Source organism: Streptomyces sp. NPDC056222 (assembly GCF_042264065.1).
Lineage (GTDB): Bacteria > Actinomycetota > Actinomycetes > Streptomycetales > Streptomycetaceae > Streptomyces.
The window spans coordinates 13,919-33,786 of the sequence record NZ_JBHJTL010000084.1 but is presented as its reverse complement, the minus strand read 5'-3'; the positions used below and the strand labels follow the sequence as shown (position 1 = coordinate 33,786).

Here is a 19,868-nt window from a genome sequence, read left to right as displayed (position 1 = left end):
CCTTCGGCCCGCGGGGCGCCGCGGGTCCGGTCACCGGGAAGCGGCCGGGACCTTGCCGTGGAGTGCCGGCTCGTCCATGGCCGTCGCTTTGGTGAGGGTGCAGACGCCGTCCACACACTGGCGCTCCAGACGTCCGCGGGAGATGGTCTGTGCCAGGCCGACCATCCAGCAGGTGGGGCACCCGCGGAAGGCGATCAGGGCCAGCGGGGCCGCCAGGAGGGTGGCCGGGCCGGCGACGGGCACCAGCGCGATCGAGCCGATGATCAGCCCGAAGCCGATCGCGCCGCGCGCCAGGTGGCGCGGGACGGACTTGCTGGCGAAGTTCCTCTCGGGCGCCTCGAAGGCCTCGGACGCTTCGGACGGTGCGGTGGCCGGCGCCTTCACTCCCTGCGCGGACTTCACGATGTTCACGGTGGTGAGTCTCCTTCGGTTGGCCGGTCGGCGGCTCGACCGGGTGCGTGGTCGGTCGCGGCCAGTGCGTGACGCAGGGCCGCGCGTGCTCTGTGCAGCCGCGACTTCATCGCGGCGTTGCTCAGACCGAGCGCATGGGCGACGGTCCTGCCGGGCAGGCCCTGAACGTCCCGCATGATCAGAACCTGCCGCTGGTCGAAGGGAAGGGAGCCGACCGCGGCCGCGATCCGCTCCGCCTCGAGCCTGCGCAGCACCGCGTCCTCGGCGGACGGCCCCGCGGACGCCTCCGGTTCGGCCGACGCCTCGTCGTTCCGCGAGGTGAGGAGCCGTACGTGACGGAGGCACTCGTTGCGCACGATCCGGAACATCCATGAGGCAAGCGCGCCAGTGGCCCGCAAGGTGCCGATCTTCCGATAGAGAATGATCAGCGCCTCCTGCGCCGCGTCCTCCGCGTCCTGCGGCGAGGCGCACAGCGATCTGGCGAACTTGCGCACATGGGGCTGCGATTCCATGACGACCGTGGTGAGCGATGTGACGTCACCGTTCTGAGCGGCCTTGATCAGCCGCTCGTCCGGCCAGCGGAAGCGTTGGTTCATGAGCTAGTCATATCGGAGGGTGCCCCGATCGCAGACCTGGTCACCTCCGGCTCCGGTAGCGCCGCGTCAGGTGCCAGCTGCACGCGCCCACGAGCAGGGCTCCGATCACTACGATGCCGGTGACCATCATGGGTATTTCCTCCCGGTTCTGTCGGCCCGTTCGGCCGGTTCGCAGATAGGAGGCGGGGAGGTCCGGAAAGGATTCGCCTCCGGTCGAAGTTTCTTCACCTCCGGAGGAGTTCACCGTCCCGCGGGCCGCGGTTGCGCCGTATGCGAGAACGTCACGGAAAAGCCTTCTCCCAGTTACACGGCCGACCCCGCCGCCATGCCACGCTCCCGGTGGCCAGAAGTCAACACGCGTAGATCGCAGTGCCGTTGAGCCGCACCGCGCGGTCTGCGCGGCCGTCCCCAGGAAAGGGCATCCCCCACCATGTCCGTTGCACAGATAGGCAGATGGAAGGTCCTGGCGTCAGCCGTGGGCGCCGTCATGCTCGGCCTCACCCTTCCGACAGTCGCCGCGACCCCCGCGAGCGCCACGACCACCGCGTACGACAGCACCTACTACAAGAACGCGGTCGGCAAGACAGGAACGAGCCTGAAGTCCTCGCTGCACACGATCATCAGCAGCCAGAACAAGATCTCGTACGACGCGGTCTGGAACGCTCTGAAGGTCACCGACCAGGACCCGAACAACAGCGGCAACGTGATCCTGCTGTACAGCGGCACCTCGCGCAGCAAGTCCCTCAACGGTGGCGACGTGGGCGACTGGAACCGTGAGCACGTGTGGGCCCAGTCGCACGGCAGCTTCGGCACCTCGGCCGGCCCCGGCACCGACCTGCACCACCTGCGCCCCGCGGACGTACAGGTCAACAGCATCCGTGGCAACAAGGACTTCGACAACGGCGGCAGCGCGGTGAGCGGCGCGCCCGGCAGCTACACGGACTCGAACTCCTTCGAGCCGCGCGACGCGGACAAGGGCGACGTGGCCCGCATGATCCTCTACATGGCCGTCCGCTACGAGGGTGACGACGCCTGGGCCGACCTGGAGCCCAACGAGTCGACCACCAACGGCAGTGTCCGCTTCCACGGCCGCCTCTCGGTCCTGAAGCAGTGGAACGAGCAGGACCCGCCGAGCGCCTTCGAGGAACGCCGCAACGACATCATCCACGGCACCTACCAGGGCAACCGCAACCCGTTCATCGACCACCCCGAGTGGGTGGAGGCGATCTGGTAGACGGACCCTGACGTACGCCGAGCTCCCGCCACGGGCGCGGAGCTCGGCCCCGGCCACCGCGACACGCTCACCACCCGGACACCCGGACACCCGGACACCCGGACACCCGGCCCCGGAGTCAGGCGGCGTGGACCTGGAACCAGACCCACTTGCCCCGGTCGCCCACCGTGGCCACACCCCACGTCCCGGCCACCGCATCCAGCAGGTCAAGCCCGCGACCCGTCTCCAGCTCCGTCTCGTCCGTGTCCGCCTCGTCCCGGCTCGACCGGGCCCCCGAACCCATGCGCGGGTTCGTGTCGAAGACGGCCCCGGTGACCACACCGGCACCCCGGTCGTAGCCGACGGCGATCTCGATGGCCGGTCCGTCCGCGTGCCGGACCGCGTTCGAGACGACCTCGCTCAGGAGCAGGGCCGCCATGTCCACCTCGTCGTGGCCCTCGGGCGCGATCCGGCCGAGGACGTGGCGGGCGTCGGCCGCGGCGCGGGGATGGCGGGGCAGGACGGCGATGCCGCTGTGTGCGTTCACGATGGACTCCCGGTCTCGGTGCGCCCTGACGGGCGGTACGGCCCCCTGGCCCCCCGCGTCTCTGTCGCTTCGCCTCCGGAGGCGGGACCCGAGGGTCCGAACCGTTCGGATGAACGAGCTCCTGGGGGGCGGCGCCGCCCTGCCGAGGAGGGAGAGGAGGAGGGCGGTGCCGCGCCACCACTCCATCGTCCCGGCCCATCGGAGCCCGCCGGGGTGTCCATCGTCGGCGTCCGAGGTGACGAAAGTAGGGGGCCGGGGCGTCGCGGGGGGCCGCGGGCCGGTCAGTCGGTGTCCAGGCCCGCCCGGTAGGCCACACGGGCAGCCTGGACCCGGCTGTCCGCGCCCAGTTTGGCCAGGACGGCACTCACGTACCCCTTGACCGTCCCCTCCGTGGTGCCGAGTTCGGTCGCGATCTCGCTGTTGGTGAGCCCCCGGGAGAGCAGTCGGAGGACATCGCGCTCGCGCGCGGTGAGCGAGTCGAGCCGGTCCTGTTCCCCGGGCGCGAGCGCGGGCGAGCTGTGGGCGAGGCCGTCCACCAGGCGCTTGGCGACCGGCGGGCCGAGGACCGCCCGGCCGCCGTGGACGTCGCGGATCGCGCGCAGCAGCTCGTCGGGCGGGGTGTCCTTGAGCAGGAACCCGGAGGCCCCGGCGCGCAGCGCCGTCCGCACCTGCTCGTCGTCGTGGAAGGTGGTGAGCATCAGCACCTTCGGCGGACTCGGCAGCGCCAGCAGCCGGGGGAGGGCGGCCAGACCGTCGGCCTTGGGCATCCGGATGTCGAGCAGCACCACGTCCGGCCCGGTCTCCTCGGTCCGCACGAGAGCTTCCTCCCCGTCCGCCGCCTCGCCGCACACCTCGATGTCACCACTGGCGTCGATGATCCACAGCAGTCCGCGCCGGGTGATCTCGTTGTCGTCGGCGAGCAGGACACGGATGCTCATGATGCTCCTCGTGAGGATGCTCCCCGGCTGTGGGGGATGAAGGCCGAGAGCAGAAAGCCGCCGTCGCGCGGCCCAGCGGTCAGTGTCCCGCCGAGCAGGGCGACGCGCTCGGTCAGGCCCACGACGCCATGCCCGCCGCTGGGCAGATCGGGCGACTTGGGCCGCGTAGGGGCCGTGTTCGCGACATCGAGGTGGACGCCGTCGGCCCGGCAGGCGACGTCCACCCGCACCGTGGCCCCAGGAGCGTGTTTCGCGGCGTTGGTCAGCGCCTCCCGCACGATCCGGTGCAGGGCGCGCCGCATCGGGAGCGGCAGGATCTCCGGATGGCCGTTCACCCGCAGCTCCACCTCCTGTCCGCGGTCGCGGGCATGCGCCACGAGGTCGGACAGCTCCTCCGTGTCCGGCCCGGACGGCACCGCGGCCCGTACGCCTCCCGCCGGCTCGGGCGGCTCTCCGGCCGTCACCCGGGAGGGGGCGAGCACACCGAGGATCTCGCGGAGTTCCTCCAGCGCCTGCCGGCCGTCGGACCGGATCAGTTCCGCCGTACGGGCCGCCTCCGGCACCCCCGCGGCCGGACCCGACTCCAGGGCGCCGGCGGCCAGCACCATGTTGCTCACCCGGTGGCCGACCACATCGTGCATCTCGCGGGCGATCGTGGCCCTCTCCTCGGCCCGCGCCCGCTCGTCCCGAAGCCGGTTCTCACGCTCCAGCACCGCCACCCTGGCCTGCACGGCCGCCGTCAGATCGCGCCGTACACCGACCGCGTACCCGACGGCGAGCGGTCCGACGATCGCGGCCAGCGAGTACGCGGCCTCCCGGATCCCGGCGTCCGGCAGCCCTCCGCGCAGCCCGGCCAGACCGGCGACGAACCCGGCGACGCCGTAGAGGAACAGCACCTTCAGACGCCGGTCCAGGCTGCCGACCGTGTACATCGCGGCGGCCAGCGCCACCGGGGTGAAGGACACGACGTGCATGACCGTCACGAACACGGCCACCAGATGGGGCCATCGCCTGCGCCACCACAGGCTGAGGCCGACGGCCGCCGAACAGGCCGCGATCACCGGTGTCGGCAGACCGGTCAGCAGACCGCTGGACGGCTTCACCCAGGAGTCGGCGATGCCGAGCGCGACGACCGCCGCGGTGACCAGGGCGTCGACGCGCCGTGGAGGCCAGCGGGAGAGCGGCGTAGCGGCCATGTCGCCACGGTAGTCAGCGAGGGTGCCTCGGGCACGGCGAGCGGTCACGCCCCTCACCCGTCCGGTCCGTCCCGTCGCCTGCGTCCGCGATCCGGGCGAGCATGGGGCCATGAGGCTCAGCTCATGATCACGGTCCTCGTCGCGGACGACGACCCGGCCGTACGCGACGGGCTGCGGGCGATCATCGACTCCGCGCCGGACCTGCGCGTGATCGCGGAGGCGTGGGACGGGCACAGCGCGGTCGACCAGGCACGCCGCCTGCTGCCCGACATCGTGGCGATGGATGTGCAGATGCCCGGCATGGACGGGATCACCGCGACCCGACGGCTGAGAGAGCTGCCGTCGCCGCCCGCCGTCCTGATCCTCACCACGTTCGGCCAGGACGAGTACGTCGAGCAGGCACTCGCGGCCGGAGCGGTCGGCTTCCTCGTCAAGGACACCCCGCCGTCGGATCTGCTCGGAGCCCTGCGCAGCGTCGCCGAGGGCCACGCGGCGTTCGGCTCCACGGTGACCGGCCACGTCATCGACCTCACCACCCGCGACGGGGGCCGGACGACCGCCGAGGACGACCCACGTGTCGCCTCGCTGACCGGCCGCCAGGTCGATGTGCTGCGGCTGCTCGGGCGGGGGCTGTCCAACGCGGACATCGGGGCCGAACTGGGCATGACCGAAGGCACGGTCAAGGCGCACGTCACCCAGCTCCTCGCCCGGCTCGGCGTGTCCAACCGCGTCGAGGCCGCCCGGATCGCGTACCGCTCGGGCCTGTCCACCGACGAGGCGTAGCGCCGGCTTCCGCCTGTCGAAAGTCAGGGGTCGGACCCCCACTTTCGACAGGCGGGGGTCCGCCGTCCGCGGGTGACGATGGAACGGATGCCGTGCGGAGTGCGTCCCCCCGCCCCTCCGCACGGCATCTCGGGCCCGGCTACCGAGCCCTGCGGGGACTCCGGACCCCCGACGGCCCGCGTCCGTACACGCTTCAGTCGACGTCGGCCCGCGTCGTGCCCATCTTCAGGCCGTCGACCCAGTGGACCGACTCGACGTCGAAGATGGTGGAGCCGTAGGAGCCCCAGCGGGGGACGTTGCCCTTGAGGTCCCACGTCCGCGCGTTCTGGCGGTCGACGACCAGTTGGCCGTTGACGTACAGGGCGAAGGAACCGCTCGTGGAGGTCTGGGCATTGATACCCAGCTCGATCTTGTTCCAGGTGGCCGGGGTCCAGGCGACGCTGCCGACGGAGATCCACTGCTCGCCCGGGGCGACGTACCAGATCTTCAGACGGCTGTCCTCGACCTTCATGATCACCGGGTAGTTCTGGTCGTGTTCGTCGCCGGTCCCCCATGACTTCCACTGGAAGACGGTCTGGGCGTTGCCGGTCTTGGTCATGGACTCCCAGCCGAACCAGTACGTCCTGCCGGACGTGAGGGTGCGGCCGGCGATGCCGTGTCCCTCGCACCGCTCGGAGCCCGCCGCCTTGGTGAATCCGAAGATCTTTCCGCGGCCGTCGCCCCAGTCCGGCTGGTACACGTACGACGGGGAGTCGCACAGGACCGAGGCGAACACGGCGGTGCCTCCGTTGTCCGCGTCACCGTCCCACTCGACCGCGGCATGCGCGGGCGTCGCCAGTACGAGCGAGAGCGCCGCGGCCAGCGCGGTGGGGGCCGCCAGGCGTCCGCGTCGGCGGGACGGCGCCTGCTGATCGGCGGGGGATCGGTTGCCGTCCGAGGGGGAGACGCGGGGGACGCTGTGGGCGTTGCTGTGGTCCATGGATTCCTCCGGTGGGGGAGCGGGACTTCTGCGAGAGGTGCGCACCCGGGCTGTCGTGGGGGAGGATGCGCCGCCTTCGGGCGAGCGGTGTGGCGACGTCGTCGGCGGGGGAGCCGACTCGCCCGTCGGCGACTGGGTCGCCGGCCACCGTCCCGGAGGTGCTGCCCCTGCCTCGGACTTGCGCCCGACCAGGGGCAGCACCTCCGGCCCGGGTGTCAGCCGAGGCGGACGGTGATCTTCTGGGGTGCGCCGGCCTGGCCGGTGAGGTCGCCGAACGTGAGCTTTAGCGACGAGCCGGTCGTGGCGGCGGTGACCGTGGCGGGCTTCGAGAGCACCTTGCTCACCCTGCGGTTCCAGACGACGTCCAGGGAGGCGGCCTGGCGCGCGGGGTCCGAGACGACGATGGTCGCCGTGCCGTTGCGGTGCTCCCGGACGAGGACGGAGGCGGGTGCGCTCACCCGGAGCCTGTCGACGGTGCCCGCGCTCCAGAAGTTCACCGCGGTGAGGCCCAGCTTCTGGACGCGTACGCCCTGCTGGTCGGCGGAGTTGGCGAGGATCCGCAACCACCCGCGGTCGCACGCGCGATGGGCGGTGGTCCTGGCGCTCGCTCCGGGCAGCAGGACGTAGGCGTAGTCGCCGTCGGTCGGATCGATGCCGTGGTCGGTGAAGAGGGTCAGATAGCGGCGGGTGATCGGGTCGGGTGAGCCGCCGGTGTTGATGTCCCTCCAGGAGCCGGTGCGCTCCTCGCGTACCGCGCTGAGCTTGGCGCCGCCGGGGAAGACGTAGCCCGCCTGTCCGGCGATGTGGGCCCACTCGGCGTCGTCGAAGGTGGCCGTCCAGCCCTGCCCCACGGGCTGCGCCTCGCCGTCGACCGTGAGGACCGGCGCGCCGGTGGCGCCGAGGGCTCGGTTGTCGACGGTCGTCTCGACGGCGTGTCCGTCGACGGAGGTGATGCCGGCGCCGAGGCAGACGATGGAGTCGTCGAGGCAGAACCAGGACTTCTTGGCAACCATGGTGCTGGAGATGCCCTTGAGGTGCTGGCCGATGGCGGCGTACTCGCCGTCGGTGGTGCCACCGACCCAGGCGGCGTCCGGCATGGGCTGTCCCCAGTTGCCGCCCTCGCCGTCGGCGAGGGGCTTGCGCGATGCGGTGATGCCGGGCAGGCGGTAGGGGTCGACGGTGGGCCAGTAGGCGTCCGAGTACTGCTCCAGACCGAAGTCGCTGCCCCACCAGGAGAGCCACCCGGCGCCGGTGTGGTAGCCGCGGGCGTGCTCGCCGTTGCCGAACTCGTAGTGGGCGATGCGGTTCGAGGCCATGGAGACGGAGGCCGCCCAGTCGCGTCGGCGGTGGGTGGCGCGTGCCATGTTGTGGAACAGCCGGTGCTCGACGGGCTCGGGGGCGGCCTTGACGGAGGTGTCGTCCTGCAGCGCCTGCAGGAGCGAGGCCCTGATGAGGCTCAGACCGGGGTTCTTCAGCGCGGGGTAGTGGTAGTCGCGCTGCAGCCAACCCTTGACCATCGCGCGCCAGCGGACGTTCTCCTCGGGGCTCGCTCCCTGGCCGACCAGCAGGATGGTCGCCATCAGACCGTGGGCTCGCTGGTGCTCGTTGGTGCCGATGCGGCTGATGCCCCGGCTGCTGACGTTGTCCATCATCAGGCCGTTGTAGATGAACGGTGCGACCGCCTTCTCGATCGTGTCGAGGAAGAGCTGGGTGCCGGCGTCCTTCACCTCCCAGCTCGAGCCGCGCAGCAGGGCGAGCAGTCGGCCCACCCCGTCGTGCAGTACCGCGCCGTACCCCCCGATGTAGGGGACGTTGCGGTGCTGGACGAACGAGCCGTCGTCGTAGAAGCCGTCGCCGGAGGTGACGTAGGGGAACACCGGGGCCAGGGCCTGGGACGCCAGCGCGATCTTGCCCGTGTCCTTGCCGACGATCCCGCGCAGGATGACCCCGCGACACAGGTCGACCCGATTGGCTCCGGTGCTGGTGCCCGTGTACGAGGCGAAGACCGAATCCGGTACGAACGCGTCCACGGCCCGGCAGTAGTCGGCGATCTGCGTCGCCGACAGGTGGTCGTACATCAGCACGCAGGTGTCCATCAGCGCCTGAGGGGCGCCTATCTGCCAGTTGTACCAGTTGCCGTACCGCGTCGTGTTCTCGTTGTAGATCTCGGAGTGGAGATGGTCGAGGCCGGTGAGGACGGCGTCGCGGAGCCCGGCGTCCCCGGTCAGCCCGGTGCCGGGCTGGGCGTAGGCCTCGGCCATGGTGCGCAGCCGGTTGTAACTGTCGTTCATGGTCGCCGAGAAGGCGTAGGACTCGGCGTCGAGGTCGGGCTCCGGGTCGGTCCAGGTGCGGCCGGGCCAGAGCGAGCCGCTTGCCGGAGCCATGGTCGCCGCGTATCCGGAAGCGGTCGTGCCGAGGCTGGTGAGGATGGTCCGGAACGGCTCCGCCGTCGGACTGAAGCCCGAACCGAGGATGAGGTCGCGCCACTTGGCGCGCAGTGCGTCGAACTCCGCGTCGGACGCGGTCTCGAACGTTCCGGACGTGTCGAACGCGCCCCCGGACCCCAGGACTTCCGAGGCGTTGGACGGGTGCGTGAGCGTTCCTGTGAGCCCGAGGGCGAGCGCGCCCCCACCGGCGGCATGGAGGAATGTGCGGCGACGCCAGGGAGATGGCATGGGAGACGACCTTTACGGGAGGAGCGCGTCGTTGCCTCGGCGCTGTCGCTGGCTCGTAAGCGTGGGGTTTCTAACACGCATAAAAGCAAGAGAGCAACGGTTTGGACAGGAACAGTCGCGACATATTCATTCGACAAGAAACAGACAGGTTCGATCGCGAGGTGGCTACACTGCTTCTGAACTGGGATGTCGTACGAGGGGAGCGGGGAAGTGCACGCGGAACACAGGCACCAGGCGATCCTGCGCAGGCTGCGGGAAGAGGGCTCCCTGCGGGTCAGCGACTTCGCCGCCGAGCTGGGCGTCTCCCCGGTCACGATCCGCCGGGACGTGGAGGTCCTCGCCGACCGTGGTCTGGTCGCCCGGGTGCACGGCGGGGCCATGCTCCCCGAGACCTGGGCGGAGACCGCGCCCGCCGACGCGGATCCGGCCGCACCTGTCGGCGGCCGGGAGCGCGTCATCGGGCTGATCGTGCCGTCCGCCGACTACTACTACCCCGAGGTGATCAAGGGCGCGCGCGAGGCCGCCGCCGCCCGGAACGCCCGACTGGTGCTGGACATCTCGGGATACGACGCGGACGAGGAGCGCACGCAGGTCGAAAGGATGATCGGCGACGGCATCGACGGACTGCTGGTGGTCCCGACGGGGCCACGTGGCTGGTACGAGCAACTGCCCGTCCCTGTCGTGATCGTGGAGCGCCGGCCCGAGGCGGACGAAATGGCCGGGATCGACCATGTCGTGTCCGACCATGTCCATGGGGCGAGGCTGGCCGTGCGGCATCTCGCGGAGGCGGGTCGTACTCGCCTCGCGCTGCTCGTACGCGGCACGAGCCCGACCGCGCAGTGGATCATCGAGGGCTTCGAGGCCGGCGTCCGCGCGGCCGGGATCGAAGCCCCCCTTTCGACGTCCGTCCTGGTCACCGCCGATTCCGGCCCCGGGAGTCCGGAGTACGACGGCCCGGTCGAGGAGCTGCTCGACGCCGCGGCGGCCGGCCGCGTCGACGCCGTCATCGCCCATCCCGACAACGAGGCGCTCGCGCTGCTGAGGAGGTTGCGCGCGCGGTCCGTCCAGGTCCCCGGCGAAGTCGCGATCGTGGCGTACGACGACGAGGTGGCGGGGCTCGCCGACATCCCGCTGAGCGCCATCGCCCCGGCGAAGCACGAAGTCGGCGCGTCCGCCGTGGAGTTGCTCGTACGCAGACTCGAGCAGCCCGACGCGCCCCGGCACCGGCTGTTCGTCCTTCCGCGGCTGTGGGCGCGCTCGTCCAGCGGAGGCTGAGTCGGCCTCGTCCCGTACCGCTGCGCGGCGGGACGCTCTCACGATCCGGACCCGCGCCTGCGGGGCGGCGGCCGTAGGGGGTCGTACGCAGCCATCGGGCGGTCATCGGTTCCGCGGATTACGATCGGGAACTCCGGGCGGGGGTTTCGAGGATCGCGAGCACCCGGCGATCCGCAGTGACCAGGGCTTCCGGCCGTCGACGCGCACGGCGAGGCTGTCGATGATCCGGCGCGTCACTTGCCCGGCGGCTGCAGGCGGTCGGTCAGGAAGGCGAGGATTTCGTCGCGGGCCCGGACCGTGGGGTGGCCCGCCTCGTCGACGAGATGGGCGGTGACGACGCTGTGCGGGGTGCCGACCAGGTCGGCGAAGAAGGGCGGCGGGGCAGGGTTGGCGGCACTGTCCGGGAGGACGCGCCCGTCGAAGGCGTCGCCGAGGAGCGCGCGGTAGGCGGCGAAGCGCTGTCCCGTGCACCAGCGGTCGCCCTCGAAGCGGTAGGCGAGGACGGTGAGTCCGTCGCGGGTGAGCCGGTCGCGCACCGCGCGCCCGTCCGCCGCGTCGAGTTCGAGTCCGCCGGGGTCGTCGAGCGGTAGCGACGGGTGGTTGACCACCGGGGCGATCACCGCCGGCTCCAGGGCCATGGTGAGGGCGAAGTTGCCGGTGAAGCACAGGCCGATCGCGCCCACCCCGGGCCCGCCGCAAGCGGCGTGGGCCTGGCGCGCGAGGCCGCGCAGCCACACCGTCACCGGGCTGGTGCCGCCGCCCGCGAGGGCACGGAACTCGGCGCTGACGCACGCGCGGCGGACGACCTCCCGGCCGCCCTCGACCGTGGGGAAGGCACCGTCCGTCCCGAACAAGGAGGGCACGTGGACGGTGAAGCCGGCGTCCCGCACCCAGCGGGCGAGCCGCAGGACGTCGGGGCTGATGCCCGGCATCTCGGGCAGCACCACGACCGCGGGCCCGGCGCCGGCCACGTACACCGTCTTCTCCACCTCCCCCACGGTCACGCTCCGGCGGGTGAAGTCGCTGATCGGATCAACTGTCATGGGGACAGCGTGGCCCGGCGCCCGGCGGTCCGTTGAGGGGCCGGATCGCCGAGCTCAGGGGTAATCTCGCCATCCGACGGCAAGCGGTACGCGCGGGCGACGGCGGGGGTACGGGGACGATGGCGGCGACGGGGGTACGGGAACGATGGCGGAGGCGACGCGACGGGCGGACGAACGTGGAGGCCCGGGTGCGCTGCGGGTCGGCGTCCTCGCCTACCCGGGCTGCTTCGCCTCCGAAGTCTTCGGGGTCCCCGACCTGTTGACGATGGCCGAACACGTCGCCGGACCGGACGCGCCCGGCTACCATGTGTCGATCGTCTCGCCCCGCCGCCGGGTCACCGCCTCGGGTGGCGCGAGCCTGGACGTGCGCCCGATGCGTGAGGTCGACGTCCTCGTCGTCCCCGGCTTCGAACTGGGCCCGGCCACGGACCTCGACGCCTGCCTCGCCGGCCTGCCCTCCGAGATCGCGGCGATCCGCGCGCAGGCCGCCGCCGGCACCGCGGTCGTCTCCCTCTGCGTCGGCGCGTTCCTGCTCGCCGAGGCTGGACTGCTCGACGAGCGCCGGGCCACGACGTCCTGGCTGCACGCCGACGAACTGGCCCGGCGCTGCCCGGGGGCCGACGTCCGGCCCGAGCAACTGGTCGTCACGGACACGGGCGTGACGACCACGGCCGCCTTCAGCGCAATGTACGACTTCGCGCTGGACCTGATCCGTCGGCACAGCGGCGACCGGGTGGCCCGGACCACCGCGCGGGTGGCACTCGTCGACGACGCGCGGACCTCCCAGACCCCGTACGTCGACCCGCGGCTCCTGCCGCAGCCCGGCAGCGAGTTCTCCCGGCGGGTCATGCGGCGGCTCGACCAGAACCTCGCCGCGCGGTACGACCTCGCCGCACTCGCGGACGCCTTCCGGGTCAGCACCCGCACGCTGCTGCGCCGCTTCGCCGAGGAGACCGGACGCAGCCCGCTGGCCCATCTGCAGGCCTCCCGGATCCGCCGCGCCCGCCACCTGCTGGAGACGACCGACCGCACCGTCGCCGCCGTCGCCTCGGCCGTCGGCTACCAGGACCCCGGCACCTTCGCCGCCCTCTTCGCCCGCCACACCGGCCAACGCCCGAGCGCCTACCGCGCCGCCTTCCGCCGCACGGACCGGGCGCTCACCACTGACGGCGGTACAGGAGCAACCAGCATGCTCGGGCCCGACCGAGGCGCTCAGTCGCACTTGTGAGACCGAGTGCCTCGGGCGGCCCGCCGGCGTCGCCCCCGGCCCGGGTGAGCGCTGCGGGGACGCGTCGCGCCGTGAAAAGCTGAGAATTGTTCACTTTCCATTGACAGGGCGGATCCTGGGGCCCGAAAGTGCCGTGAGTCACCCGCACCCCGTCGATCGGAGCGAGTCCCCATGGCAGCGTCCGTACCCGAGTTCCCGGCCGGCTTCCTCTGGGGAGTCTCCGCCTCCGCGTTCCAGATCGAAGGCTCACTCACGACGGACGGCCGTGGACCCTCCTGCTGGGACGCCTTCACCGGCGAACAGGGACGCGTCAAGGACGGCTCGCACGCGGACGTGGCCACCGACCACTACCGGCGCTACCGCGAGGACGTGGCGCTGATGGCCCAACTCGGCGTCGGTGCCTACCGGTTCTCGGTCTCCTGGTCCCGAGTCCTGCCCGACGGCCACGGCCGGGTCAATGACAAGGGGCTGGACTTCTACGACCGGCTCGTCGACGAGCTGTGCGCCTCGGGGATCGCCCCGGTCCCCACGCTCTTCCACTGGGACACCCCGCTCGCCCTGGAGAAGCACGGCGGCTGGCTCAACCGGGACACCGCCGAGCGGTTCGCGGCGTACGCCTCTGTGGTCGCGGAGCGCCTCGCCGACCGCGTGCCCATGTGGATCACCATCAACGAGCCCGCCGAGGTCACCCTGCTCGGATACGGCCTCGGCGAGCACGCCCCCGGCAGGCGTCTCGTGTTCGACGCCCTGCCCGCGGCCCACCACCAACTCCTCGCCCACGGCTTGGGCGTCCAGGCCCTGCGCGCCGCGGGTGCCCGCCAGATCGGCATCGCCGCCTCCCACAGTCCCGTCTGGACCGCCGGTGACAGCGACGACGACCGGGCGGCCGCCGAGCTCTACGACACCCTCACGAACCGCCTCTTCGCCGACCCCATCCTGACCGGCGCCTACCCGGCGGGCCTGGCCTCGCTCCTCCCCGGCCCGGTCGCGGAGGACCTCAGGACGATCTCGGCCCCCCTCGACTGGTACGGCATCAACTACTACAACCCGATGCTCGTCGGCGCCCCGCAGCCGACCGCCGACGCCTCCGCCGACTCCTCCTTCGGCGGCATCGAGATACCGTCGGACCTCCCCTTCGCCATCCGGCAGATCGAAGGACGCGAACTCACCGACTTCGGCTGGCCGGTGGTCCCGGACGGGCTGCGCGAACTGCTCGCCACCATGCGCGAGCGCTACGGCCATCGGCTGCCGCCCCTGTACATCACCGAGAACGGCTGCTCGTACGGTGACGGGCCGGACCCCGAAACGGGCCGGATCGACGACGCGCGCCGGGTCGCGTACCACGACGGACACGTCCGCGCGCTGCACGAGGCGATGGCGGAGGGCGCCGATGTCCGCGGGTACTTCATCTGGTCGATCCTCGACAACTTCGAGTGGGCGGAGGGGTACCAGCAGCGGTTCGGGCTCGTCCACGTCGACTACGAGACGCTGGCGCGGACGCCCAAGGAGTCGTACGCCTGGTACCGCGACCTGATCAAGAGCGGCAGATGAGCACCGAGGGGACGGCGGCGGAGGGAACCGCGGCCGAGCCGGCCGCCGAGACCGGTACCCCGGTCGGCACGCGGTGGGTGAGCGCGCTGTCCCTCGCCAACCTCGGGGTCTGGGTCGGCTGGTTCGGCCCGCTGCAACTGCTCCTGGCGCGCCAGGCCGAGCACCTCACCCCCGACCACAAGGCGTCCACCCTCGCCCTGGTGACGGGAGTGGGAGCAGCCGTCTCGATGGTCGCCAACCCCGTCTTCGGGGCGCTCTCCGACCGGACGACGGCGTCCGTGGGCCGGCGTATCCCCTGGGTGGTCGGCGGAGTGGCGGGCGGGGCGGCCGGGCTGCTCGTCCTCGCAGGTGCGCAGAGCGTCGCGACCGTGATCGCGGGCTGGTGCCTGGTCCAGCTCGCCCTCAACGCGGCCTTCGCCGCCCTCACCGCGGCCGTCCCCGACCAGGTGCCGCAGCGGCAGCGCGGTCTGGTCGGCGGCTGGCTCGGTGTCTCCCAGGTCGGCGGCATCCTGGCGGGCACGGCGCTGGCCACGGTCGCGGGCGGGGTGGTCGGCGGATATCTGGCCTGCGCGGTCTTCACGGTGCTCGCGGCCGTTCCGTACGTCGTGATGCGGCGCGACACCCCGCTGTCCCCGGCAGCCCGGCCGGCCTTCCGGTGGCGGACGTTCCTCGGCGGTTTCTGGATCGACCCGCGCCGCCATCCCGACTTCGGGTGGGCCTGGCTCACCCGGTTCCTGATGAACCTGTCCTACTCCATCAGCACGATGTACCTGCTCTACTACCTGACCGACGCCGTGCGCTACGAGGGCGACGCCGACAACGGCGTTCTGATCCTCACGGCGCTCAACGCGTTGACCCTGCTCTCCACGGTGGTGATCAGCGGCATCCGGTCGGACCGCAGCGGCCGGCGGAAGTCCTATGTGATCTGGTCGGGTCTGGTCATCTCCGCGGCCACCCTGCTGCTCGCCGTCTGGCAGACCTGGACGGGCGCGGTCGTCGCCTCGCTCGTGCTCGGCCTCGGTTTCGGGGTGTACACGGCCGTGGACTTCGCCCTGCTCACGGACGTGCTGCCGACGGCGGAGGACCGGGGCAAGGACCTGGGCGTCATCAACATCGCCAATGCGCTGCCCCAAGTGCTGGCTCCCGTGGTCGCGGCCCCGGTCGTCACCCACTTCGGCGGGTACACGGCCCTGTACGCACTCGCGGGTGCCCTGGCTCTCGCGGGCTCGGTCCTGGTGCGTCGCATCCGCTCGGTCCCCTGAGCCCGGCCGAGCGGCCCTACGGCCTTCGGGGCACGCTGGGAACTTCTTCTGCGCGGCCGGTCGGGAGCGGGATGCCGGGAGGAACGGGGAGCGGCCACGCACCTGCGCCGAAGCGGTGCAGGTGCGTGGCCGAGAGGCGGCTTACCCCAGCCCGGCGGGAAGGCGGTCGAGAATCGCCGCGAGGTCCGTACCCGTCGGCAGTGTGCCGAAGGCCAGGCCCCGGTCGCCGGCCAGCCTCGAGGCGCAGAAGGCGTCCGCCACCGGAGCGGGGGCGTGCCGTACGAGCAGAGAACCCTGCAGGACGAGCGCCAGACGTTCCACCAGGCGCCTGGCGCGAAGCTCGGCGTCCTCCGGCCGGGCCAGCTCGCCCAGCACCTCCCGCCACGCGGCGTCGAGCCGGGCGTCGGCGCCCGCCGCCGACTCCACCTCTGCGCGGAAGGCCTCCAGGGACTCGGGTTCGCGGACCAATGCGCGCAGTACGTCGAGGGCGTTGACGTTGCCCGAGCCCTCCCAGATGCCGTTGAGGGGCGCCTCGCGGTACAGCCGGGGCATGCCCGAGGCCTCGTCGTAGCCGTTGCCGCCCAGGCATTCCAGGGCCTCGGCCACCGCCGCGGGCTGGCGCTTGCACACCCAGTACTTGCCGACCGCCGTGGCCAGGCGGAGGAACGCCCGCTCGCCGGCGTCGCCGCGCTGGGCGCGATCGGTCGCGCCCGCGACCCGCAGGGCGAGAGTGGTGGCGGCCTCCGACTCCAGGGCCAGGTCCGCCAGGACGTTGCGCATCAGCGGCTGGTCGATGAGCTTGGCGCCGAACACCGAGCGGTGGCGGGCATGGTGGGCGGCCTGCGCGAGGGCGGCGCGCGTGCCGGAGGCGGAGCCGAGGATGCAGTCCAGGCGGGTCATGGTGACCATGTCGATGATGGTCCGCACACCCTTGCCCTCGCCGCCGACCAGCCACGCCACGGTGTCGTCGAACTCGGGCTCGCTGCTGGCGTTGGAACGGTTGCCCAGCTTGTCCTTCAGCCGCTGGATGCGGAAGGTGTTGCGGCTGCCGTCGGGCAGTACACGCGGGACGAGGAAGCAGGACAGGCCGCCCGGGGCCTGGGCGAGCACGAGGAAGAGGTCGTTCATCGGGGCGCTGGTGAACCATTTGTGACCGCGCAGCCGCCAGCTCCCGTCAGCCGTCCGCACGGCCGTCGTGGTGTTGGCGCGGACGTCGGTGCCGCCCTGCTTCTCCGTCATGCCCATCCCCGCGAGGAGACCGCGCTTGGCACCCGGCGCCCTCAGACCCGGGTCGTACACGCGGCTGGTCAGCAGCGGCTCGTACTCCTTGGCCAGTTCGGGGGAGTGGCGCAGTGCCGGCACGGCGGCGTACGTCATCGACACCGGGCAGCCGTGACCCGCCTCGGCGGAGCTCCACACCATGAAGCCCGCCGCACGCGCCACATGGGCACCGGGGCGCTCGTCGGCCCAGGGCGCGCCGGCCAGCCCCTCGCTGATCGCGACGTCCATCAGGGAGTGGTACGAGGGGTGGAAGTCCACCTCGTCGACACGGTTGCCGTAGCGGTCGTGGGTGCGCAGCACGGGCTCGTGGTGATTGGCCTCCTCGGCCCAGCGCTGGACCTCCTCGCTGCCGCTGCGACGGCCGATCCGGTGCAGGTCGTCGACGTACCACTCGGCGCCCTCCCGCCGTACGCCCTCCAGCAGGACCGGGTCGTCGGCGACGTCGTGACCGACCAGCGGGGGAGCCTGGTTGGTGACGTCGTGGGTGCGGGCGGTGGGGTTGCTGACCGGCCGGGTGTCGGCGGTGGTGGTCATGGTCGTGTCCTTCGGAGTCGTCGGGAGGAGTGGCGGAGCCGTCGGAGAGGTGGTGCGGTCGTGATCCGTGCGAGTCGGGTACGGCCGGTCAGCCCGCCGGGGCCTGCCAGGCGCCCAGACAGCGCAGGGACATCGCGGTGAGCTCGGCGATGAGCTGTTCGGCGGAGTCCCCGTCGGAGGCGCCGAGCGGGTCCACCAGCACCTCGCCGATGGCACCGGTCAGGGCGGCGGCGGTCACCTCCGCGTTCTGCTGCGGCAGCACGCCCGAGGCCACCCCCTCGCTGACGACTTCGGCGAACAGCGTCCGGTACCGGCGCCGGTACTCCAGGCGCTCGGCACCGACGGCGGGCTCGGCCGGCGCCGCGAGCAAGGCGTAGGCCAGGCCGCGGCGTTCGAGGGACCGACGGGCGAACACCTCGACGCCCCGCGCGAGTCGCTCCACAGGATCACCCGGGCTGCGCAGCACCTCGCCGAGCACCTCGACCTCACGGCCGGAGGCGCGCCGGAAGACCTCGACGGCCAGCGCCGCCTTGGACGGGAAGTGCTGATAGACCGAGCCGGCCGCGATGCCGGCCGCGGCGGCGACGGCGTTCACCGAGGCCTGTGCCCAGCCCACGTCGGCCACGACATCGGTGGCCTGCTGGATCAGATGCTCCCGTGCGCTGCTGAGCCGAGCCAGCTCGGCCGGGGTCTTGCGGTATGCCATAGAAGCAGTGAATCATCGTTCAGACCTTCACGCCAGACGCAGGACCTGGCAAGAACCATCAGGAGCACGGGATGCACCTCAGCGCCATGCTGGACAGCGCCGTCCGCAAGGCCGGCGGCAAGGAAGCGCTCGTCCACGGCGAGCAGCGCTGGAGCTACGCGGAACTGGCCGCGGACGTGCGCCGGGCCGCGGCCGTGCTGCGCGACGCGGGCCTGCGGCCCGGCGACCGGCTCGCCGTCATGACGTACAACACGCCCGCTTTCGTCCTCGCCGCTTTCGGCGCCTGGCACGCGGGGGCGGTCCTGGTGCCCGTCAACCACAAGTTCCAGGCCATGGAAGTCGAGCGTCTGCTGCGGCACAGTGGCGCCCGGCTCGCCGTCGTCGACGAGGCGCTCGCGGACGTCGCCCGGGCCGCCGGAACCGACGTCCCCCTCGTGGTCAGTCACCCCGGTGAGAAGCCGGGTGACCGGACCGAGGGCTCCTTCGAGGCGCTGGTGGAAAGCGCGCGGGACTGGGCCGGCGCCCCGAGGTCGGACACCGACATCGCCCAGATCCTGTACACGTCCGGTACCTCGGGCGCGCCCAAGGGTTGCGTGCACACGCACCGAGGCATCGCCCTGACCGCCGCGTACACCGCGGCCGCCGTCGCGCTGCGGCGCGACGAGCGGTTCCTGGTCTGCATGCCGATCTGGCACGCCTCGCCGCTCAACAACTGGATGCTGGGCACGGTCTTCATGGGCGGCACCGTGGTGCTCCAGCACGAGTACCACCCGCGCGTGATGCTGAAGACGATCGAGGAGGAGCGGATCACCGCCGTGTTCGGAGCGCCCATCGCCCTGATCGCCCCTCTGCAGAGCGTGCCCGACTTCGACGGCTTCGACCTGACCTCGGTGCGCTCGTGGATCTACGGCGCCGGCCCGCTCGACGCCGACACCGCGCGCAGGCTGATGAAGGCCTACGGCTCGGAGAACTTCCACCAGGTGTACGGGATGAGCGAGATGGGCCCGGTCGGCTCCTCGCTCTCGCCCGAGGAGCAGGTGGAGAAGGCGGGATCCATCGGTCGCGGCGGCATGCCGGGCGTCGACCTGCGGGTGGTGCGTCAGGGCGGTGTGGACGCCGTACCCGGCGAGACGGGGGAGATCTGGCTGCGGTCGGACACCCGGATGGTGGGATACCTCGACAACGACGAGGCCACGGCGCAGGCCTTCGTGGGCGACTGGTACCGCAGCGGCGACCTCGGCCGGATCGACGAGGACGGCTTCGTCACCATCGTCGACCGGATGCAGGACGTCATCATCACCGGCGGGGAGAACGTCGCCTCCCAGGAGGTGGAGGGCGCCCTGCGCGGCCACGCGGACGTGCTCGACGTCGCGGTCGTCGGCCGCCCGCACCAGCAGTGGGGCGAGACCGTGGTGGCAGTGGTGGTGCCGCGCGAGGGCGCGGAGCCGACACTGGACGAGCTGCGCGCCTGGCTGGAGCCGCGCATCGCCCGCTACAAGATCCCCCGCGAACTCGTGCTCCGGTCGCAGCTTCCGCGTACACCGTCGGGCAAGGTCACCAAGCACGTCCTGCGGGCCGAGTTCACGGCCTGACCCGCACGGCCTGACCCGCACGGCCAGCCCCGTGCGTGCGCCCCGGGCCGGTCCTGTC

The 19,868-nt window shown here is 71.9% G+C and carries 17 protein-coding genes; 7 read left to right on the top strand and 10 right to left on the bottom strand.

The window, feature by feature from the left end:
* Positions 1–30: 30 nt before the first annotated feature.
* Both ACFC0D_RS29895 and ACFC0D_RS29890 read right to left on the bottom strand, forming a co-directional pair.
* A complete protein-coding gene (locus ACFC0D_RS29895; RefSeq protein ID WP_376442500.1) occupies positions 31–384 on the bottom strand; it encodes a hypothetical protein in 354 nt (117 codons plus the stop codon).
* Between the two features lie 23 nt (positions 385–407).
* Positions 408–1,007, bottom strand: coding sequence for an RNA polymerase sigma factor (locus ACFC0D_RS29890; RefSeq protein ID WP_376442497.1), 600 nt, complete (start codon positions 1,005–1,007; stop codon positions 408–410).
* Between the two features lie 430 nt (positions 1,008–1,437).
* Between ACFC0D_RS29890 and ACFC0D_RS29885 the strand changes: the two genes are divergently transcribed.
* Positions 1,438–2,241 carry an endonuclease I family protein gene (locus ACFC0D_RS29885; protein ID WP_376442494.1) on the top strand — a complete coding sequence of 268 codons (804 nt, stop codon included), beginning with the start codon at positions 1,438–1,440 and terminating at the stop codon, positions 2,239–2,241.
* A 118-nt stretch (positions 2,242–2,359) separates the two neighbouring features.
* Here ACFC0D_RS29885 and ACFC0D_RS29880 read toward each other — a convergent pair whose 3' ends face one another.
* From ACFC0D_RS29880 to ACFC0D_RS29870, 3 genes are all read right to left on the bottom strand, one after another.
* Complete coding sequence (locus tag ACFC0D_RS29880; RefSeq protein WP_376442491.1) at positions 2,360–2,767, bottom strand: ATP-binding protein; 408 nt, start codon at positions 2,765–2,767, stop codon at positions 2,360–2,362.
* Between the two features lie 281 nt (positions 2,768–3,048).
* Positions 3,049–3,705 (bottom strand): response regulator, encoded by a 657-nt coding sequence (locus tag ACFC0D_RS29875; RefSeq protein ID WP_376442488.1) that lies wholly within the window; start codon positions 3,703–3,705, stop codon positions 3,049–3,051.
* Entirely contained in the window at positions 3,702–4,901 is a 1,200-nt protein-coding gene (locus ACFC0D_RS29870; protein ID WP_376442485.1) for a sensor histidine kinase, read from the bottom strand. Before ACFC0D_RS29870 ends, ACFC0D_RS29875 begins: the two co-directional genes overlap by 4 nt.
* Positions 4,902–5,024: 123 nt before the next feature.
* Here ACFC0D_RS29870 and ACFC0D_RS29865 point away from each other — a divergent pair, with 123 nt between their 5' ends.
* On the top strand, positions 5,025–5,684 hold the full coding sequence (locus ACFC0D_RS29865) for a response regulator (RefSeq protein WP_376442482.1): 660 nt from the start codon (positions 5,025–5,027) through the stop codon (positions 5,682–5,684).
* A gap of 193 nt (positions 5,685–5,877) precedes the next feature.
* Here ACFC0D_RS29865 and ACFC0D_RS29860 read toward each other — a convergent pair whose 3' ends face one another.
* Positions 5,878–6,663, bottom strand: a complete 786-nt coding sequence (locus ACFC0D_RS29860; RefSeq protein WP_376442479.1) for a hypothetical protein — start codon at positions 6,661–6,663, stop codon at positions 5,878–5,880.
* Positions 6,664–6,878: 215 nt separating this feature from the next.
* Complete coding sequence (locus ACFC0D_RS29855; protein WP_376442476.1) at positions 6,879–9,338, bottom strand: polysaccharide lyase 8 family protein; 2,460 nt, start codon at positions 9,336–9,338, stop codon at positions 6,879–6,881.
* A gap of 210 nt (positions 9,339–9,548) precedes the next feature.
* Here ACFC0D_RS29855 and ACFC0D_RS29850 point away from each other — a divergent pair, with 210 nt between their 5' ends.
* Positions 9,549–10,613 (top strand): substrate-binding domain-containing protein, encoded by a 1,065-nt coding sequence (locus ACFC0D_RS29850; RefSeq protein WP_376442473.1) that lies wholly within the window; start codon positions 9,549–9,551, stop codon positions 10,611–10,613.
* Positions 10,614–10,846: 233 nt separating this feature from the next.
* On the opposite strand, the gene ACFC0D_RS29845 is transcribed toward ACFC0D_RS29850, so the two are convergent.
* Positions 10,847–11,656 (bottom strand): dienelactone hydrolase family protein, encoded by an 810-nt coding sequence (locus ACFC0D_RS29845; RefSeq protein ID WP_376442471.1) that lies wholly within the window; start codon positions 11,654–11,656, stop codon positions 10,847–10,849.
* Positions 11,657–11,801: 145 nt separating this feature from the next.
* Between ACFC0D_RS29845 and ACFC0D_RS29840 the strand changes: the two genes are divergently transcribed.
* The 3 genes from ACFC0D_RS29840 to ACFC0D_RS29830 all read left to right on the top strand — a co-directional run bounded on the left by ACFC0D_RS29840 (position 11,802) and on the right by ACFC0D_RS29830 (position 15,697).
* The gene (locus tag ACFC0D_RS29840; RefSeq protein WP_376442467.1) at positions 11,802–12,884 is read left to right on the top strand and encodes a GlxA family transcriptional regulator; all 1,083 of its coding nucleotides are present in this window, start codon (positions 11,802–11,804) and stop codon (positions 12,882–12,884) included.
* Positions 12,885–13,055: 171 nt separating this feature from the next.
* On the top strand, positions 13,056–14,435 hold the full coding sequence (locus ACFC0D_RS29835) for a GH1 family beta-glucosidase (protein WP_376442464.1): 1,380 nt from the start codon (positions 13,056–13,058) through the stop codon (positions 14,433–14,435).
* On the top strand, positions 14,432–15,697 hold the full coding sequence (locus tag ACFC0D_RS29830; RefSeq protein WP_376442461.1) for an MFS transporter: 1,266 nt from the start codon (positions 14,432–14,434) through the stop codon (positions 15,695–15,697). The genes ACFC0D_RS29835 and ACFC0D_RS29830 overlap by 4 nt, the downstream gene beginning before the upstream one ends.
* Before the next feature lie 141 nt (positions 15,698–15,838).
* On the opposite strand, the gene ACFC0D_RS29825 is transcribed toward ACFC0D_RS29830, so the two are convergent.
* Both ACFC0D_RS29825 and ACFC0D_RS29820 read right to left on the bottom strand, forming a co-directional pair.
* Positions 15,839–17,512, bottom strand: a complete 1,674-nt coding sequence (locus tag ACFC0D_RS29825) for an acyl-CoA dehydrogenase family protein (protein ID WP_376442459.1) — start codon at positions 17,510–17,512, stop codon at positions 15,839–15,841.
* A gap of 88 nt (positions 17,513–17,600) precedes the next feature.
* Positions 17,601–18,218, bottom strand: a complete 618-nt coding sequence (locus ACFC0D_RS29820; protein WP_376442457.1) for a TetR/AcrR family transcriptional regulator — start codon at positions 18,216–18,218, stop codon at positions 17,601–17,603.
* A 71-nt stretch (positions 18,219–18,289) separates the two neighbouring features.
* Here ACFC0D_RS29820 and ACFC0D_RS29815 point away from each other — a divergent pair, with 71 nt between their 5' ends.
* Positions 18,290–19,810: a class I adenylate-forming enzyme family protein gene (locus tag ACFC0D_RS29815; RefSeq protein WP_376442454.1), complete on the top strand. Its 1,521-nt coding sequence runs from the start codon at positions 18,290–18,292 to the stop codon at positions 19,808–19,810.
* The last annotated feature ends 58 nt before the right edge of the window (positions 19,811–19,868 follow it).

Excerpts from the sequence above, each read along its gene's own strand:
- ACFC0D_RS29890 (WP_376442497.1), bottom strand. The coding sequence starts at position 1,007 with ATGAACCAACGCTTCCGCTGGCCGGACGAGCGGCTGATCAAGGCCGCT.
- ACFC0D_RS29885 (WP_376442494.1), top strand. The coding sequence starts at position 1,438 with ATGTCCGTTGCACAGATAGGCAGATGGAAGGTCCTGGCGTCAGCCGTG.
- ACFC0D_RS29875 (WP_376442488.1), bottom strand. The coding sequence starts at position 3,705 with ATGAGCATCCGTGTCCTGCTCGCCGACGACAACGAGATCACCCGGCGC.
- ACFC0D_RS29870 (WP_376442485.1), bottom strand. The coding sequence starts at position 4,901 with ATGGCCGCTACGCCGCTCTCCCGCTGGCCTCCACGGCGCGTCGACGCC.
- ACFC0D_RS29865 (WP_376442482.1), top strand. The coding sequence starts at position 5,025 with ATGATCACGGTCCTCGTCGCGGACGACGACCCGGCCGTACGCGACGGG.
- ACFC0D_RS29860 (WP_376442479.1), bottom strand. The coding sequence starts at position 6,663 with ATGGACCACAGCAACGCCCACAGCGTCCCCCGCGTCTCCCCCTCGGAC.
- ACFC0D_RS29855 (WP_376442476.1), bottom strand. The coding sequence starts at position 9,338 with ATGCCATCTCCCTGGCGTCGCCGCACATTCCTCCATGCCGCCGGTGGG.
- ACFC0D_RS29845 (WP_376442471.1), bottom strand. The coding sequence starts at position 11,656 with ATGACAGTTGATCCGATCAGCGACTTCACCCGCCGGAGCGTGACCGTG.
- ACFC0D_RS29840 (WP_376442467.1), top strand. The coding sequence starts at position 11,802 with ATGGCGGAGGCGACGCGACGGGCGGACGAACGTGGAGGCCCGGGTGCG.
- ACFC0D_RS29835 (WP_376442464.1), top strand. The coding sequence starts at position 13,056 with ATGGCAGCGTCCGTACCCGAGTTCCCGGCCGGCTTCCTCTGGGGAGTC.
- ACFC0D_RS29830 (WP_376442461.1), top strand. The coding sequence starts at position 14,432 with ATGAGCACCGAGGGGACGGCGGCGGAGGGAACCGCGGCCGAGCCGGCC.
- ACFC0D_RS29825 (WP_376442459.1), bottom strand. The coding sequence starts at position 17,512 with ATGACCACCACCGCCGACACCCGGCCGGTCAGCAACCCCACCGCCCGC.
- ACFC0D_RS29820 (WP_376442457.1), bottom strand. The coding sequence starts at position 18,218 with ATGGCATACCGCAAGACCCCGGCCGAGCTGGCTCGGCTCAGCAGCGCA.
- ACFC0D_RS29815 (WP_376442454.1), top strand. The coding sequence starts at position 18,290 with ATGCACCTCAGCGCCATGCTGGACAGCGCCGTCCGCAAGGCCGGCGGC.